A 17,494-nucleotide genomic window follows, 5' to 3' on the forward strand; every position below is an offset into this window, starting at 1 on the left:
CGAGCGGGTCTGCGCTCCGGTGAGCGGGAACGGCAATTGCAGCTTGCTGCGGTACGCCTCGTCGCCGCGTAGTGGTTGACCTCTGCGGGCGCGATTGTCCGCCCGCACCAGCATCAAAGCGAGACTGTTGGCGAGTAGTTCATCATAGGCGATCCTGTCGCGCGGGCCGGGATCCTCGCTCTTGTGGGCAGCGCGCAATGCATCAGCCCAGTCCGGCCAACCTGCCTTCGCAAGCTGCGCCCGCTCGATCCATTCGGGCATATCCGGCAGCCGGGCCAGCGCCTGTTCGACCAGCCCGGCGACCTTGGGCTGCGTCAACCCTTCGGACAGGCGGTAGACCGGCTCACTCAGCCGCCCCAGCGTGTCGCCGCCATCGGCCACCACATGGTCGGGATGGACGATCTGGAGCATGTCGCCATAACGGTCGAGCCGCCCGGCAACCCAGCGCTTCTCCCCCACCGGAAGCAGCTTTTTGGCGGTAAAGGATGCGCGGCCGAAATAGGTCAGCGAACAGACGTTACCCACCTCGTCCTGCGCGAGAACACGGTACGGCCCGCGGCCGCTGGAACTGCGATGTTCGATCGGGGTGAGCGCAACGACGATCTGCTCGCCCTCGCTGCCCGCGTCCAGATCGGCAATCGCACGGCGGGTTACGAAGCGTTCGGGCAAATGGAAGATGATATCGCGCACCCGGGACAGCCCCAGTTTCTCGAGCGGCTTCCTGAGTTTCGGCCCCACTCCTTCCAACGCCTCAACCTCGACAAACAGGGGATTGAGGGCTTCCGGGCGCATACCCTTCCTATAGCCGCTTGCACGGCAATGGCGAGTGCCCTAACCGCCCCCCATGCCCGAAAAATCATCGCTCGAAGCTCGTTTCGCCCGCGCCAAATTCCGCGGCTGGCACCGGGGTACGCGGGAAGCCGACTACATGATCGGCGGCTTCTTCGACCGGTATCACGGCAGTTGGGGCGAAGCCGAACTCGCTTGGTTCGAGACCCTGCTGGACGAAGACGACGTCGACATCATGGCCTGGGCGCTAAAAACACAAACCGTACCCGAGCGCATGGTCAGTCCGCAGATGGAATTGATGATGCGGCTGGACTACGTCGAAATACCCCGCTGACCCTTCCCGATCACTTTTTCGATTAGAGCTTTTGATGCCCGATCTGTCCCGCATTCTCGATGCGAACACCCCGCTGACCCTGTCCTCCGTCGCGCGCGGGGCGCAGCCGCTGGTGCTGGCCGATCTGGCGCGCGCGTCGAAAGGACGCGCGGTATTCATCGCGGCGGACGATGCGGCGATGCGGGCGGTGTCGGACACTGCCCATTTCTTCGCTCCTGAATTGGAAGTGATCGAATTCCCCGCGTGGGATTGCCTGCCTTACGACCGCGCCAGTCCCGCCCTGTCGGTGAGTGCGCGGCGCCTGGCTGCGCTGCACAGCCTGCAGAGCGGCAAACGCGGGTCGCAATTGCTGGTCACCACGGTCAATGCGGTGCTGCAGCGGGTGCTGACACCGTTTCGCATTCGCGAATCTGTCCGCCGGTTCAAACCGGGCACCGAAATCGGCCATGACAGCCTGACCCATCTGCTGATGCGGCAGGGATATTCGCGCACGGACACTGTCATCGACGCGGGCGAGTTCGCCGTGCGTGGTTCGATCTTCGACATCTTTCCGTCCGGACTGGAACAGGGGCTGCGGCTCGATTTCTTCGGGGACGAGCTGGAAAGCCTGCGCCTGTTCGATCCCGGCACCCAGATGAGCACGGGGATCCTGAAGGAGCATCTGCTGCTGCCCGCCAGCGAGGCCTTGCTGGACGACGACACGATCAAGCGGTTCCGGGGGCGTTACCGCGAAATGTTCGGCGCGGCGGCGACCGGTGATCCGCTGTATCAGGCGGTCAGCGAGGGACGTCGGCAGGCGGGGATGGAACATTGGCTGCCGCTGTTCGAGGAAAAGCTGGCGACGCTGTTCGATCATTTGTCGAAGGACGACCAGATCATTATCGATACAGCGGCAATTTCGGCGGGTGACGAGCGCCTGTCGGACATTACCGAATACCATCAATCGCGCCAGGCGGCTGCAGGCCAGAAGGCGGGCAGCTACCGCCCGATTGCCGAAGATGCGCTTTATCTGACGCGGCCCGAATACGAGGGTTTCCTGAACCAGTGGCCGGTTCACAAGACCAGCATCTTTGCCGAACCGCCGAGCACGGTGGTGGTCGATTTCGGCTTCACGTCGGCCCGCGATTTCACGCCGGAGCGAGCGCGCGGGGACAATATCTACAGCGCCGCCGCCCAGCATCTGCAGACGTTGGGCAAAGCGGGCAAGCGTCCCCTGCTCGCCGCCTATTCCACCGGCAGCCGCGCACGCATCGCCTCGATCCTGTCCGAAGCCGGGTGCGTGACCGCGCTTGCAGGAAGCTGGCAGGAAGCGCTTGGACTCTCGGCGAAAGGCAAACCGGCAGCGTTTGTGCTGCCGCTCGAAAGCGGCTTTGCAAACGACCAGATGGAACTGCTGACCGAGCAGGACATTCTCGGAGACCGGCTGGTCCGCCGCAAGAAGAAACGCAAGGACGCGGACGCCTTCCTGGCCGAATTGTCAGCGCTCAATTCCGGCGATCTGGTGGTCCACAGCGACCACGGCATCGGGCGCTATCTCGGGCTGGAACCGATTGCCGCGGGCAAGAGCCTGCATGATTGCGTGATGCTGGAATACGCCGGGGGCGACAAGCTCTATATTCCGGTCGAAAACCTCGAAGTCCTTTCGCGCTACGGATCGTCGGAAGACTTCGTCCAACTTGACCGACTCGGCGGCGAGGCTTGGCAGCGCCGCAGCTCGCGGATGAAGGAACGCATCCGCGAAATCGCGGACGAATTGATGAAAACCGCTGCCGCCCGCGCCCTGCGCAAAGCCCCGGTGCTGAGCGCGGACGAGCAGACCTACAACCAGTTTGTTGACCGATTCCCGTGGGAAGAAACCGACGATCAGGACCGCGCGATTTCCGACGTGCTGAGCGACCTCGAAAGCGGAAAGCCGATGGACCGGCTGGTGTGCGGTGATGTCGGCTTCGGCAAGACGGAAGTTGCGCTCCGGGCCGCCTTCGTCGCGGCCATGAACGGCCAGCAGGTCGCCGTGGTCGCGCCAACCACCCTTCTCGCCCGCCAGCATTACACCAATTTCGCCGATCGTTTCGCCGGGTTCCCGCTCAAAATCGGCCGCCTCTCGCGCCTCGTCCCGGCCAAGGAAATGACCGACACCCGCAAGGGGTTGGAAGACGGCACAATGGACGTGGTCATCGGCACCCACGCAATCCTGTCCAAATCCACCCGGTTCAAGGACCTCGGCCTGGTGATCGTGGACGAGGAACAGCGGTTTGGCGTCACCCACAAGGAAAAGCTCAAACAGCTGCGCGCCGACGTCCATGTCCTGACGCTGACCGCCACGCCGATCCCGCGCACGTTGCAGATGGCGATGGCGGGCCTGCGAGAACTCTCCACTATCCAGACCCCGCCGGTCGACCGGCTGGCCGTCCGCACCTATGTGATGGAATGGGACGACATGGTAATGCGCGAGGCATTGCTGCGCGAACATCACCGCGGCGGGCAGAGCTTTATCGTGGTGCCGCGCATTGCCGACATGGCCAGCGTGGAAGAATGGCTCCACACGCATGTGCCCGAAATCAAGGCAATCAGCGCGCATGGCCAGATGTCCCCAACCGAGGTCGAAGCGCGGATGGGCGCGTTCTACGACCGGAAATACGAAGTGCTGCTGTCGACTACGATCGTCGAAAGCGGGCTCGACATTCCCACCGCCAACACCATCATCATTCACCGCGCCGACCGTTTCGGGCTGGCCCAATTGTACCAGCTTCGCGGCCGCGTCGGCCGGTCGAAGCTGCGCGCCTATGCCTTTCTGACCCACCCGCGCGACCAGCAATTGTCCGAAGTGGCCGAAAAGCGACTGAAAGTGCTCGGCGATCTCGACAGCCTGGGTGCCGGATTCCAGCTCGCCAGCCACGATCTGGATATTCGCGGCGCGGGCAATCTGCTGGGCGACGAACAGTCGGGCCATATCCGAGAAGTAGGCTTCGAATTGTACCAGTCGATGCTGGAAGACGCCATAATGGCGGTCAAGGCCGGGGATACCGGGCTGGAACGCGATACCGCCAAGCTGAGCCCGCAGATCACGGTCGATGCGCCGATCATGATCCCCGAAGATTACGTCCCGGACCTGACCGTGCGGATGGCGCTCTATCGCCGCCTGAACAATGCGCAGGACAAGGCCGAGATTGAGGCGATGGCAGCAGAAATGATCGACCGGTTCGGCGCGCTGCCGCAGCCGACCAGCAATCTGATCCGGCTGATCGAGATCAAGCACCAGGCGATCACCGCCAATATTTCGAAGATCGATGTCGGCGCGCGCGGCACGTTGGTGACGTTCCACAAGGACGATTTTCCCGACCCGATGGGGCTATTGTCCTATGTCGAACGGCTGGGTGAAACCGCAAAATTGCGGCCCGACATGAAGCTGGTGATCAACCGGGCGTGGAACGATCCCGTTTCGCGGCTTAATGGCCTGTTCCAGCTGACCAAGGGTCTCGGCAATATCGCCCGGAAAGCCGCCCGACGCTGATCTTTCAGCAGGCCCGCCGCGCCAGCACGGCGAATTCTTCTGCTTCCATTGGGACGGCTTGCAGGAACCCCTGGTAAAACTCGCACCCTTCGCTGGCGATCAGGTCACGCTGGCCCCGCGTTTCGATACCCTCTGCAATCGTCTGGAGCCCCAAGGCCTTGGACATCGCGACAATTGCCCGGAACACCGCCAGATCTTTCGGTGCATCTGCGATCCCTTCCACCATCGCCCGGTCCAGCTTGAGGTAATCCAGCGGCAATATCTGGAGGTAACGGAAATTGCAGAATCCGGCCCCAAAATCATCGAGCGCAATGCGCACTCCGCTGTCCCGCAGATCACCGAGCATTGCCGCCGATCGTTCGAGTTCGGCCAGCAAGACATGTTCGGTGATTTCCAGCGTCAATCGGCCCGGGGCAAATCCGGATGCCCGAGCCATCGCCAATAGCTCACGGGCAAAACTGGCGGCGGCCAGATCAGCCGGTGTGACATTGAGCGACAGGCGCAAGCCGGACGGCCAATGCGCAGCCTCCGCCAACGCCCGTTCGGCAATATGGCGGGATAGCGGCGCAACGTGATCCGCCCGTTCGGCAATTGCAAACAGCGCGCTGGCACCAATGCGGCCCAATTGCGGATGTTGCCAGCGGGCCAATGCCTCCGCCCCGACCAACCGGTCATCGGGCAGGCTGTATTGCGGCTGGAACACCACTTCGATTTCGCCACGGTCGAGCGCGGCCAGCAAATCGGCTTCCAACTGTGCACTGGGGCGCCCCCGCGGCGCATGGGTACCATCGGCCCAGACAACGCGCTGGCCGTGGCTGCGATGCGCCCGCTCCAGTGCCTCCCCCGCGCGGTCGAAGATCATCTGCGGCCCCTCCCCCGGCATGGCCCGCATCAGCGCGACGCGCGGCCACAGGCGCAGGGTGCTCGCATTGTCGATTGCTGTAATCGGCAACGCCACGGCATCCGCCAGCGCCTCGCCAAGCCATTGCCAGCGTTCGCGGCTGCAGGCTTCGCGCACCGCCAGCAGGAATTTTCCGCCACCGATCCGCGCCGCGATCCATTCCCCGTCCTCGAATTCATCCTCCGCGAAATGGCCGATCCGCTGCGCCACCGTGATCAGCGCACCGTCCCCTGCCGCCTCGCCATAGGCCAGATTGACCGTGTCGAAACGGCCCAGCGACAGCAGCATGACGTGCACCGGCGAGGCCCGACCTTCCGCCGCTGCGGAACCTTGCCAATCGTCAAGCCGGTCCCGTGCCGCCTCGACCCCAGCCAGACCGGTCAGCACATCGCGCGGCTTGGCCGGCGCCGACTTGTCATTCATTCGTCGCAAATTTGTCATCGCCTGCCTTTACCGGGAAACCGCTGACACACCCGCGCTTTGTCAGATGCGTTGCCAAATGGCACAGCGGCCCATAGGAACGTCAACGGCAATCGCGCCGGCGCGCGGGGGAGCGGACTTCTGACCGACAGACACGATTTTACGCGGCTCGCTCTGCTCGCATCGGACACCGAACAGGCGGTGGAAGCCGAATCAGAGCTGCGCGGCCTGATCGACTGGGTTCCCGTCGAGGAAGCCGAGGCGGTGGTTGTCCTGGGCGGCGACGGCTTCATGCTGCAAACCCTCCACCATATGCTCGACAACGGGCGCGTGATCCCGGCTTACGGCCTCAACCTCGGAACAGTCGGCTTCCTGATGAACAAGCAGCGCAGCCGGTCAAGCTTCCTCGCCCGGGTGAACCGGTCCCGGTCGATCGCGATTTCCCCACTGCGGATGGAGGCGGTGACGCAAGTCGGCACGCACCATACATTCTGCGCCATCAACGAGGTCTCGCTGCTGCGTGAAACCCGCCAGACGGCCAAGATGGAGGTGATCGTCGACGACAAGGTGCGGATCCGGGAGCTGGTCTGCGACGGCGTGTTGGTGGCGACCCCGGCCGGTTCGACCGCTTACAATTTGTCCGCCAACGGTCCGATTCTGCCGCTCGATTCCAATTTGCTGGCGCTGACGCCGATCTCCGCATTCCGGCCGCGGCGCTGGCGCGGGGCAATCCTGCCTGATCGCAGCCGCATCACCTTTCGGGTACTGGATTCGGTAAAGCGTCCCGTTTCCGCTGTCGCCGACCAGAAGGAATTGCGCGACATTGCCGAGGTATCGCTCGAAATCGACCGCGGATCCCAGCTCACCCTTCTGTTCGATCCCGGGCATTCGCTGGACGAGAGGATCGTCGCCGAACAATTCCTGGTGTGAATTCGGGCCGGACTTTTTCGCGCGCCCCGCCCGCATCCACTTGCCAAACGAATCCGCCCTGCATATAGGCCCACTCCTGTCCGCAAGGGCAGCTGAGATCGTGTTCCCCGATAGCTCAGCGGTAGAGTAGGTGACTGTTAATCACTTGGTCGTTGGTTCGAATCCAACTCGGGGAGCCACTCTTTTCCTGTAAGGAAATTCTCGAAGGGCCGGATCAGCAGTGCTGAACCGGCCCTCGATGTTTGCCGTGGCCTCCGGCTTATGCCGCAGAGCCGTGGCAATGCTTGTACTTGTTGCCCGAACCGCAGGGGCACTGCGCATTCCGGCTGATGTTCATATCGGAGTAGGGGTTGTCCTGGTTCGAACCGCCCGGTCCGGCCGCTGCGCGCGGGGAACCGGCGAAGGAACCGAACATCGCCTCTCGCCCGGCAGACCCGTCGTTATCATCGGAATTGTCGAGACCGCTCAGCGGATCGACATGGCCGGTCAGGAAATCGGGCAGATCGGGCAAGGTCTGCTGCGGCGGCGGTGCCATGCGCAATTCGCTCTTCAGCAGGATGCCGGTGATGTCTTCGCGCAGCGAATCCAGCATGTGCTCGAACAGACCGAAAGCTTCCTGCTTGTATTCGTTGATCGGCTGTTTCTGGGCATAGGCGCGCAGGAACACCACCTGCCGCAGCGCATCGAGCGTCGCGAGATGTTCCTTCCAGTGGTAATCCAGCCGTTCGAGCAGGATGCTCTTTTCGACCCGGCGCCAGATGGCCGGGTCCGAAGCCGCGATCTTGCGTTCCATGATCGCGTCCACTTCGGTGCGGATCCGCTCCTCGATGATTTCCGGCTCGACATGGTCTTCTTCCAGCCAGCTGTCGATCGGCGGCGAGATCCCCAGCACTTCGGCGGTGCGGTGCTTCAGGCCCGCGATGTCCCATTGCTCGGGATAGGAGCCGGGAGGGCAAGCGGTGCTGACAATCGAGTTGACCGTGTCGTGGCGCATATCGACGACCACATCGTCAACCGCTTCACTATCCATGATCTCGGCGCGCTGTTCGTAGATGACCTTGCGCTGATCGTTCATCACGTCATCATATTCGACGACCTGTTTGCGAATGTCGTAATTGCGCGCCTCGACCTTTTTCTGCGCGGTTTCGATCGCCTTGCTGAGCCACTTGGAACCGATCGCCTCGCCGTCTTCCAGGTTGGAATTCATCATCCGGCTGAACAATGTGTCCGGCCCGAAAATGCGCAGCAGATCATCCTCCAGACAAAGGTAGAAGCGGGACAGGCCGGGGTCGCCCTGGCGGCCCGAACGGCCGCGCAACTGGTTATCGATCCGGCGGCTTTCGTGACGCTCCGTGCCGAGCACGAACAAGCCGCCTGCCTCCAGCACCTTTTCGCGTTCGACCTTGACCTCTTCCTTGATCCGGGCGAGCGCGGCGTCGCGCTCCGGCCCTTCCGGCATTCCGGCGAGTTCGTCATTCTCCCGAAACTCGACGTTGCCGCCGAGCTGGATGTCGGTTCCGCGCCCCGCCATGTTGGTGGCGATGGTAACCGCACCGAGCCGCCCGGCCTGCGCCACGATATGCGCTTCGCTTTCATGAAAGCGCGCGTTCAGGACGGAGTGCTTGACCCCTTCCGCGTCGAGGAATTTCGACAGCAGTTCGGATTTCTCGATCGAAACCGTGCCGACCAGCGTCGGCTGGCCGATTTCGGCCTTTTCCGCGATCGCCTTGGCAATCGCCTTGAACTTGTCCTCGGTGTTCTTGAAGAACTGGTCTTCCTCGTCGATCCGCAGGACCGGAACGTTGGTGGGGATGGTGACCACATTCATCTTGTAGATTTCCCAGAACTCGCCCGCTTCGGTGGCGGCGGTGCCGGTCATGCCTGCCAGCTTGGGATACATGCGGAAATAATTCTGGAAGGTGATCGAGGCCATGGTCTGGTTTTCCGGCTCGATCTTCATGCCTTCCTTGGCCTCGACCGCCTGGTGCAATCCGTTGGACCAGCGGCGCCCGTCCATCATCCGGCCGGTGAATTCGTCGATGATAACGACCTTGTCGTCCTTGATGATGTAATCGGTGTCGCGCTTGAACATGATGTTCGCTTTCAGCGCCTGATCGAGGTGATGGACCACCTGGGTGTTCACCACATCATACAGATTGTCGCTTTCGAGCAAGCCGGCATCGGCCAGCATCTGTTCGACCTTTACGGACCCTTCTTCGGTCCAGGAGATGTTCTTGGTCTTTTCGTCCGCGTCGTAGAAATCGGGGTCGATCTGTTTCACGATGGCGTCGATCTGGACATACAGCTCGGTCTTGTCTTCGGTCGGGCCGGAGATGATCAGCGGAGTCCGGGCTTCGTCGATGAGGATCGAATCCACCTCATCGACGATGGCGAAATTAAACGGCCGCTGGACCATCTGGCTGCGTTCGTGCTTCATGTTGTCGCGCAAATAATCGAAGCCGAATTCGTTGTTGGTGCCGTAGGTGATGTCGGCAGCATAGGCCTCGCGCCGCTCGAATTCGCCGAGGTTGGGGACGATCACGCCGACAGTCAGGCCCAGCCAGGTGTACAGCTGGCCCATCCATTCGGCATCGCGCCGGGCGAGGTAATCGTTGACCGTTACCACATGGACGCCCTTGCCGTCGACGGCGTTGAGATAGGTCGCCAGCGTCGCCACCAGCGTCTTGCCCTCGCCCGTGCGCATTTCCGCGATTTCCCCGCGGTGCAGCACAACACCGCCGATCAGCTGGACATCGAAGTGCCGCATACCCAGCACGCGGACGGATGCTTCGCGAACGGTGGCGAAGGCTTCGGGCAGTATGTCGGCGAGGGTCTTGCCATCGGCCAATTGAGCACGGAATTTCTCGGTCTGGGCCTGAAGTTCCTTGTCCGACAGCGCGGTGATCTGGTCTTCCAAGGCATTTACCTGGTCGACGATCTTGCCGATGGATTTGACGTAGCGGTCGTTCGAGGACCCGAATACGGATTTGGCGAGTGTCTTGAGCATGGGAATGGGTCCTGTCGGGCCGGAATATATCGGAATGGATCGGCAGCGAGCGCCTGATGCAGCCGCGCAGCCTCTGAATGTCGGAAATTGGGCAGAAATCCTGGCGTTATTCGCCCAGCACTGGTGACCCAGAGCTAATTACCCAGCGCTACTCGTAAGCGCGATCGGCCCCGAAATGGATCGTGGGGATGAAGATCACAATGGGTTTGCGAACCTTGCAAACCTTTATCGGATCATCCTTCGTCGGACTGGTGGCTGGATGAACGACACAATCACACTGCGTGACCTTACCCTGCTGGCAATCCGCGCTGGTGCCGCTAACCTGTTCGCTCAACGTATCGAACACCGCCGCATTGGCAGGCGCACCCACAGCCGCAAGGCCGGTGATGAGCGCAAGGCAGGTGAGAAGACGGCGAAACATTACTGATCAATATATGGAGTCCGCGTCAATTAGTCCACTCGCAAACGCATTTACGTTGCCGCTGTGCCGCAGTAGATGCACCGCCATGGACCCAACCCGCTCCCCCCTCGCCCTGCCCTTTCCCGCAATGCCCGTCATCGACGGAGTCACGCTGCGCACGGCGCGGGCGCGGTACAAGGATTGGGACCGGGCCGACCTGACCTATGTCGAACTGGTCGAAGGTACCAGTGTCGCCGGGGTGTTCACCCGCAGCGCCTGCCCCTCCACCGAAGTGGAAATGGGCCGCGAACAGGTCAAATCCGGCACGGCGCGCGCCCTGGTGGTGAATGCGGGCAACTCCAACGCCTTCACCGGGCGCCGCGGACGCGAAGCGGTGGAACAGATCATGGCGCAGGTTTCGGGACACCTCGCCTGCGACCCGCGCGAAGTCTTTGTTTGCTCCACCGGAGTAATCGGGGTGCCCCTGCCCAAGGACAAGGCGCAGGCTGGGATTGCCGCCGCGCTGCAGGCGGCCCCGTGCAGCTGGGAAGAAGCCGCGAACGCGATCGCCACTACCGACAGTTTTGCGAAAGGCGCAACAGCCTCCGCCATGGTCGGCGGCAAAAGGGTCGAACTCGCGGCGATCATCAAGGGTAGCGGCATGATCGCGCCCGACATGGCAACCATGCTGGGCTATATCTTCACCGATGCCGCGATCGCGCCGGAATTCCTCCAGCAGCTGCTGAATGCCAGCAATGCGCAGACATTTTCCTGCATCACCGTGGATAGCGACACGTCCACCAGTGACACCGTGTTGGCCTTCGCAACGGGGAGAGCGGGCAACCCGCCGCTGACCAGCTTCGAGGATCCGGGCGCGGATGCCTTTGCGGCCGCGCTGCACGATGTGTGCCGCCAGATTGCCCATCTCGTCGTGCGGGACGGCGAAGGTGCGAGCAAGTTCATCGAAATCGCGGTCACGGGGGCAGTTTCGAACGCAAGTGCGCACAGGATCGGAATGTCGATCGCCAATTCGCCGCTGGTCAAGACCGCGATCGCGGGGGAGGATGCGAATTGGGGCCGGGTCGTGATGGCCGTGGGCAAGGCGGGGGAACCGGCGGACCGGGACAAACTCGCAATCCGCTTTGCCGACAAATGGGTCGCGCAGGCCGGCCTCGCAGTCGACTCCTATGACGAGGCCCCCATCGCCGCGCATCTCAAAGGTCAGGAAATCTCCATCGGAGTCGATCTCGGGCTTGGTCAGGGCCGCGCCACCGTCTGGACCTGCGATCTGACCCACGGCTACATCGCTATCAACGCCGATTACCGTTCATGACCGAGGCCACGGCCTTTCACGAGGCGGTTTTCAGCCTCCTGCGCGATGTGTCGCAGAACATCATTCTGCCGCATTACCAAAGTCTTACGTCCGACCAGATCGATGAAAAATCCCCGGATGATCTGGTAACCGTGGCGGACTGTTTGGCGGAAGAGCGGCTGGCCGAAGGTCTGGCGCGGATCATTCCCGGAGTCCCGATCGTGGGCGAGGAAGCGGCGCATGCCGACCCTTCCGTGCTCGACCGGCTTTCGGGTGACTGCTGGATCGTCGATCCGATCGACGGGACCAACAATTTCGCCCATGGCCGCCCGCCTTTCGGCATCCTGATCGCCCTGGCGTCCGGCGGAGCAGCGCTTAGTGGATGGATCTACGACCCCCTGACGGACCGTCTGTGCAGCGCCCACTTCGGCAATGGTGCATTTATCAACGGGAAGCGAATCTATACGCGGATCAGCGGGGCTGACTTGCCGGTGGCGGCCATTTCAACCCAGTATATGGATCCGGACAAGCGTCAGGCGGTCATGGACCACATTGCGCCGCATTACAGCCTGGTCGATATTCCCCGCTGCGCCGCCGAGCAATATCCCCGGCTCGCGCTCGGAACCAACGATGTCTCGATTTTCGAACGGACCCTGCCGTGGGACCATGCCGCCGGTGTCTTGTGGCTTAACGAAGCCGGCGGCAAGGCGGCGCGGCTGGACGGATCGCCCTACCGGGTGGACGAACATGGCCGCACCGGTCTGATCGGTGCGGCCACGCCGGAATTGTTCGAAGAACTTGCGGTACGGCTGGACGGGATGCCCTAGAGCACGCCTTCCAGCCAGCTCTTCAGCTGACCCTTGGGCGCAGCGCCGAGTTTCTGGGCCACGGGCTTGCCGTCCTTGAACAGCACCATCAGCGGGATCGACTGAACGCCGATTTCGCCGGGAACGCCGGTATTTTCCATGATGTCCATCTTGGCGATCGTCACCTGGTCGGCCAGTTCGTCGCTGATTTCCTCCAGCGCCGGGCCAATCATCTTGCACGGGCCGCACCATTCGGCCCAGAAATCCACCAGCACGGGCTTGCCGGATTCGAGTACGTCGGCCTTGAAACTGTCGTCGGTGACTTTGATTGTCGCCATGATTATTCTCCTTATCGATTGTCTCTAACTTAGTCGCTCCGGCGCATCACTCAAGCAGGGAAGCGGAAAAGCTTTCCTGTGCGGGGAGCAACCGGGGTTTGTACTGCGCCAGAATATCCGGCGGGACGGGAACCAGCAGCGGGGTCTGCGTATACAGCACTGCGGCGCTGATCGTCCGGCCCGGATAGATTTCTGCCAGAGCCGCTGCATAGGCGCCCATCTGCTGCAGGGTGCTGCGCGGCAGATCCGCTAGCCCGGTGGGCGGGCGGCGTGCGGTCTTGAAATCGACTACCGTCACCGCCTTGTCCGTGACCAGTAACCGGTCGGCGGTGCCGGCGATGACCTGGCCTTCCACGATGGCCGCGAGCGGAACCTCAGCCAAGGCGGCGGGCGAGAAAATCTCTACGAATTCAGGCGTCGCCAGTACGGTAAGCGCGGATTGCAGCATATCCTCGCGCATGGCATCGGCCAGGTCGGGTGCCTGCCGCGCCAGCCATACCCGCGCCGAATGTTCGCGCATTTCGAGAGCGACATCGGGCAGGCGTTCCAGCAGGCTGTGGATCAGCACGCCCCGCCGTGCGGCATCGCGGGCAATCTCCGGCGGCAGCGGCGGGTCGGCCCCCTGCTCGCCGCCGGCAGAGGATGGCGCGAGCGGCCGCGGTGGTCGCGGCTCCGGACCGATTGGCGTGATCGCCCAGTGCGGCAATTCGGGCCTAGCAGCGGTCGCATCGGTCCCTGCGCCGGAAACGGGACCGGGCCGCGCGCCGTGGGCCTTGCGGGTTCCCCACACCGGATCGGGCTCCGCCTCGGCGCCGCACAGGGGCTCGAGCCGCGCGTACCAGCTATCGGCTGCTGGAGCGGTTTCCCTTCTTCCCAACGCGCCGCCGACGAACAGCGCTTCTTCCGCGCGGGTCATCGCGACATATAGCAGCCGCCAATGTTCCTCCCGCTCGTTGCCCTTCGCCAGCGCTTCTGCTTCGACTATAGGGCCGACCTTCTCACCCGTGCGAAGCGGGGGCAGTGGTATGGTGCGATCCCCATCCACCAGCGAAAGTCCGCGCACCGGCGATGTGTCGGGATTTCCGGTCGCGTCGGCCAGGATAACCAGCGGGGCCTGAAGCCCTTTCGATCCGTGGACGGTCATCACCCGGACCAGCCCGTCACTCGCCCCCGCCTCGCGCTTCAACTCGCCCTCGCCCGCATCGAACCACTGGATGAACCCCTGCAGGCTGGCGGTATGCGCCGCGGCGTAGTTGGCCGCGGCGTTGAGCAGTTCGTCGATCGGATCGTTGGCATCGCGGCCCAGCCGGGCGACCAGTCTCCGCCGTCCTTGCCACGGCCCGGTCAGCATCCAGTGCAGCAGCGCCTGCGGCAATTCGTAATCCGCCAGCCGCAGCAGGTCGCGCAGCCGGTCGCAGGTTTCGGCCACAAGCGGTTCCTCGCTGCGGCGCAATTGATCCCACAGAGGTGTACCCCTGGGCCGGTGCGCGTGGTGGAGCAGATCGTCTTGGCTCCATCCGCCCAGCGGCGAGACCAGCCAGTTGGCGAGACTGAGATCGTCCAAGGGCTGAACTGCAAAGCGCAGCCCGGCCAGCAAATCCTTGACCGCGAGCGGCGCCCCCAACCTCAGCCGGTCGACCCCGGCCACCGGAACGCCGGCAGCATAGAGCCGCGCCACGATAAGCCCCGCCAACTCGCGCCGCTTGCGTACCAGCACCATGATGTCACCCGGCCCGGCGTTTCGCGCCTTGCCTTTGACCAGTGGATAGCCTTCCGTTAGCCACAAGCGGATTTGCGCGGCGATCCGGTCCGCCATTCGCCGTTCCGGTTCGGAAATCCAGGTTTCGGGCCCTTCTCCTGTATCGTCGCCCTCCGCCGCATCGTCGCCTTGCTGGGCACCGACCGGCTTCCACAGCACCACTTCGCCCGGCCTTGCATCGCCGCGGTGCGGCTCGGGCTGTTGCGAAAGACCGAACTGCTTGTGCCCAATTGCTTCGATCGCCCGGTCAACGAAATCGAGCACCGGCTGTGCGGTTCGATAGGACCGGCCCAAACCAATTTCGAGCAACTCCCGAACGTTGATACGCTCGCGCAGTTCGGATGCGTTCGCGCGAGCCGCCGACATCATTTGCGCGAACCGGTCGCGGTTGTTCGAGAAATTCTTCGGGCTGGTGCCCTGGAATCCGAAGATCGCCTGTTTGTAGTCGCCGACGACGAATATGGTCCTCAACCGATTCTCCCGCTGGCCGATACCGGTGAAGAAATCGCCCGTCAGCGCGGTGATGATCGACCACTGCGCTTCATTGGTATCCTGCGCTTCGTCGATCAGGATATGGTCGAAACGCCGGTCCAGCTTGTAACGGATCCACTCCGACAGGTCGGATTTCGACAGCAAAGCCGCCGCTTGCCGGATCTGGTCATCGAAATCGATGAACCCTTCGCGAGTCTTGGCGTCTTCCCACCGCAAAGCGAATCGCCGCCCGACCAGCAAGGTAGGGGTCAGGAAATCGACGAGGTTGAGCAAGGCCTGGTGTTCACGGGCCTTGTCGAGACATTCCCTTACCCGGCTGACAAATTCGCCGTAATCGGGTGCCTTCTTGCTCAGATTGCCGAGTGAGCGGATTTCGCCTTTCTGGGTGAACAAAGCGTCGCCAAGGCCGGCCAATCGCTCGGACCGCGCCGTGGAATCGCCCGCCAACCATTCCTGCAGGGCAAGAGCGACTTTATCACCGGTCGCGGTCCTCCAGTCACGGTTGATTTCGAGGCAGCGCTGCAGATTGCGAACATCGAACACATCATCGCCGCACAGCGCCGCAAGACTGTTCGGCCCTGCATCGGCGCTGAGGCCCAGCATCCGCCGCACGCTGCCTTCGAGCGGTTCCTGCCAGCTGCCGGGTCCGAACCATGCCTCGCGCGCCTCGGCGCAGCGCATCAGCCATGCGCGCACACCGTCAGGGCCAAGGCGAATGCTGAGCATTTCGAGCGCGGCGATCAGCGCCTCTTCGCGGCCTTCCTCCCAATCGACCAGCATCGCGGCCAGCACTTCATGCGCCAGCAAGTCACGGTCGCGGTCCTCCATCGGGCGGGTGCCGGGGGTCAGCCCCGCCTCCGCCGGAAACGCCGCCAGCAACCATTGTGAAAAGGCGTGGATGGTGTCGATCCTGAGCCCGCCGCCGGGGCTGTCGAGCACGCTGGCGAACAGAGTCCGGGCGCGGGCCAGGGTTGCCTCGTCCACCCCCTCGCCAATCGCCTTCAGATCGGCGGCGAGCGCGGGGCTGTCCATACGTACCCAACTGGCCAGCACTTCGTTGACCCGCGTGGCCATTTCCGCCGCGCCGGCCTTGGTGAACGTCAGGCACAGGATCTGCGAGGGATCGACATCGGGCCGCAGCAGCAGGCGCAGCACCCGCGCGGACAGGACCTGGGTCTTGCCGGTGCCTGCCGACGCCGACAGCCACACGCTGTCCGCCGGATCGACAGCCTGCGCTTGATTGCCGCTGAGCGGATAGACCAGCGTCTTGCCGCTCATGCTTCCCGCCCCATCCATTCATCGAGCCGCATCAACTGGTCAAAGGTGTTGTAGGTCACCGCATCGGGATTGAGCCGCGCGGTGAAGGGTTCATCGCCGAGGATCCACCGGTCGAGCGCATCGTGCAGCAGATCCTCCGCAATCGGCAGAAAGTCGAGCGGGTCGATCTGGCTGTGGTTCCGACCATCCTTCACCGGGCTGACGATATAGCCGAAACCGGTCTCGCTCCTGTCGCTTTTTCCGAGCGACCAATATTCGAACTTCCGCGCCTCGCCCTTGACGCTCTCGAAGCCGCCCCGCTCCGCGATCAGTCCGATCGTGCCGAGTTGCAGCGCATAACCCGCGGCGACTTGCTTTCCACTCGGCGGCGCGCCGGTCTTGTAATCGACAATGGCCAGCCCGCCGTCTGCCAGCACATCGATCCGGTCCGCCTTGCCCCTGATGGTAATGCCCCTGATTTCCATCTCGCCGGATTTTTCAAACAGCACAGGGGTCCGGCCTTCGAATGCGGCAATGGTCTTCTCGGCCCATTGGAGCGCCTCCAGCAGGCGGGGCCGCCACAGCGCGCGCATCAGCGGATGGGCGTTCATCTGCTGCAACACTTCGGCCGCGACCTCCTGCATGGGACGGCCGCTCTTGTGCCAATGTTCGAGTATTTCATGCGCCGCTGTCCCGCGCCATGCGGCCGACGGTTCGGCGTCGAGCGGTTCCAGTTCCGACAGGCGCAGGATGCTCGCGGCGTAGAACTGATAGGGGTCCGAACGCAGCCGGTCGAGCGCGGTCACACTGATCTGCACCCGCCGCTGCGCAGGTGTGGGGCGCGGCTGTGGACGCTCGTAAAGCTCTGGCGGCGGGGCATGATCGAGCGCAGCGGCCATTTCCCTCGCGTGAGTCAGCTGGTGGCGCGGCAGCAGGTCGGTGCCGAGCAAAGCCTGCACCCGGAGCAGGAACCGCGAAGGAATCGCCGGACCCGCGGTATCGCGCCGCGCCCGGCTGAGCACCACTTCCGGCGCGCCGAGCGCTCCGGCAAGATCATGCGCCGACAGGCCGATCCGGAAATCTGCGCCCGGCACACCCAGCGCCCGCAGCACCGGCGCGGCCAGCAGCGGGTTGGCGAACGCGAAGAACAGCGCGATGGCCAGACCGATGATGAACGCGGCGTCGATCAGGCCGGCCAGCAGGAACATGCGGCCGGACAGCATCGGCACCAGCTCCGG

General features: G+C 63.2%; 11 protein-coding genes, 1 tRNA gene and 2 pseudogenes. 6 read left to right on the forward strand and 8 right to left on the reverse strand.

Annotated elements, in window-relative coordinates; translation table 11 throughout:
- Positions 1-792: pseudogene (locus tag U0988_RS03755) on the reverse strand (ATP-dependent DNA helicase RecG); the annotation flags it as partial.
- Between the two features lie 52 nt (positions 793-844).
- Here U0988_RS03755 and U0988_RS03760 point away from each other — a divergent pair.
- Together U0988_RS03760 and mfd are read left to right on the forward strand one after the other, a co-directional pair.
- The gene (locus U0988_RS03760) at positions 845-1,123 is read left to right on the forward strand and encodes a succinate dehydrogenase assembly factor 2 (protein WP_322291305.1); all 279 of its coding nucleotides are present in this window, start codon (positions 845-847) and stop codon (positions 1,121-1,123) included.
- Between the two features lie 34 nt (positions 1,124-1,157).
- The gene (gene mfd, locus U0988_RS03765) at positions 1,158-4,634 is read left to right on the forward strand and encodes a transcription-repair coupling factor (protein ID WP_322291306.1); all 3,477 of its coding nucleotides are present in this window, start codon (positions 1,158-1,160) and stop codon (positions 4,632-4,634) included.
- Positions 4,635-4,638: 4 nt separating this feature from the next.
- Here mfd and U0988_RS03770 read toward each other — a convergent pair whose 3' ends face one another.
- Positions 4,639-5,958: a GGDEF domain-containing phosphodiesterase gene (locus tag U0988_RS03770; protein WP_322291307.1), complete on the reverse strand. Its 1,320-nt coding sequence runs from the start codon at positions 5,956-5,958 to the stop codon at positions 4,639-4,641.
- Positions 5,959-6,096: 138 nt separating this feature from the next.
- Here U0988_RS03770 and U0988_RS03775 point away from each other — a divergent pair, with 138 nt between their 5' ends.
- Positions 6,097-6,885: an NAD kinase gene (locus U0988_RS03775; protein ID WP_322291315.1), complete on the forward strand. Its 789-nt coding sequence runs from the start codon at positions 6,097-6,099 to the stop codon at positions 6,883-6,885.
- A gap of 104 nt (positions 6,886-6,989) precedes the next feature.
- A tRNA-Asn gene (locus U0988_RS03780) sits at positions 6,990-7,064 on the forward strand.
- Between the two features lie 80 nt (positions 7,065-7,144).
- Here the strand turns inward: U0988_RS03780 and secA are convergent.
- The gene (gene secA, locus U0988_RS03785) at positions 7,145-9,892 is read right to left on the reverse strand and encodes a preprotein translocase subunit SecA (protein ID WP_322291308.1); all 2,748 of its coding nucleotides are present in this window, start codon (positions 9,890-9,892) and stop codon (positions 7,145-7,147) included.
- Between the two features lie 148 nt (positions 9,893-10,040).
- Positions 10,041-10,313: a hypothetical protein gene (locus U0988_RS03790; protein WP_322291309.1), complete on the reverse strand. Its 273-nt coding sequence runs from the start codon at positions 10,311-10,313 to the stop codon at positions 10,041-10,043.
- 85 nt (positions 10,314-10,398) lie between these two features.
- On the opposite strand from U0988_RS03790, the gene argJ reads away from it, so the two are divergent.
- Positions 10,399-11,625 (forward strand): bifunctional glutamate N-acetyltransferase/amino-acid acetyltransferase ArgJ, encoded by a 1,227-nt coding sequence (gene argJ / locus U0988_RS03795; RefSeq protein ID WP_322291310.1) that lies wholly within the window; start codon positions 10,399-10,401, stop codon positions 11,623-11,625.
- Positions 11,622-12,431 (forward strand): inositol monophosphatase, encoded by an 810-nt coding sequence (locus U0988_RS03800; RefSeq protein WP_322291311.1) that lies wholly within the window; start codon positions 11,622-11,624, stop codon positions 12,429-12,431. Before argJ ends, U0988_RS03800 begins: the two co-directional genes overlap by 4 nt.
- Here the strand turns inward: U0988_RS03800 and trxA are convergent.
- The 4 genes and pseudogenes from trxA to U0988_RS13820 all read right to left on the reverse strand — a co-directional run.
- Positions 12,428-12,748, reverse strand: coding sequence for a thioredoxin (trxA, locus tag U0988_RS03805; protein WP_322291312.1), 321 nt, complete (start codon positions 12,746-12,748; stop codon positions 12,428-12,430). The genes U0988_RS03800 and trxA overlap by 4 nt on opposite strands.
- A gap of 46 nt (positions 12,749-12,794) precedes the next feature.
- The gene (gene addA, locus U0988_RS03810; protein WP_322291313.1) at positions 12,795-16,277 is read right to left on the reverse strand and encodes a double-strand break repair helicase AddA; all 3,483 of its coding nucleotides are present in this window, start codon (positions 16,275-16,277) and stop codon (positions 12,795-12,797) included.
- A complete protein-coding gene (locus U0988_RS03815; protein ID WP_416172358.1) occupies positions 16,274-17,155 on the reverse strand; it encodes a PD-(D/E)XK nuclease family protein in 882 nt (293 codons plus the stop codon). Before U0988_RS03815 ends, addA begins: the two co-directional genes overlap by 4 nt.
- A gap of 219 nt (positions 17,156-17,374) precedes the next feature.
- Positions 17,375-17,494: pseudogene (locus tag U0988_RS13820) on the reverse strand (F0F1 ATP synthase subunit C); the annotation flags it as partial.

The sequence above is a fragment of the Allopontixanthobacter sp. genome, from assembly GCF_034376665.1.
Taxonomy (GTDB): domain Bacteria; phylum Pseudomonadota; class Alphaproteobacteria; order Sphingomonadales; family Sphingomonadaceae; genus Allopontixanthobacter.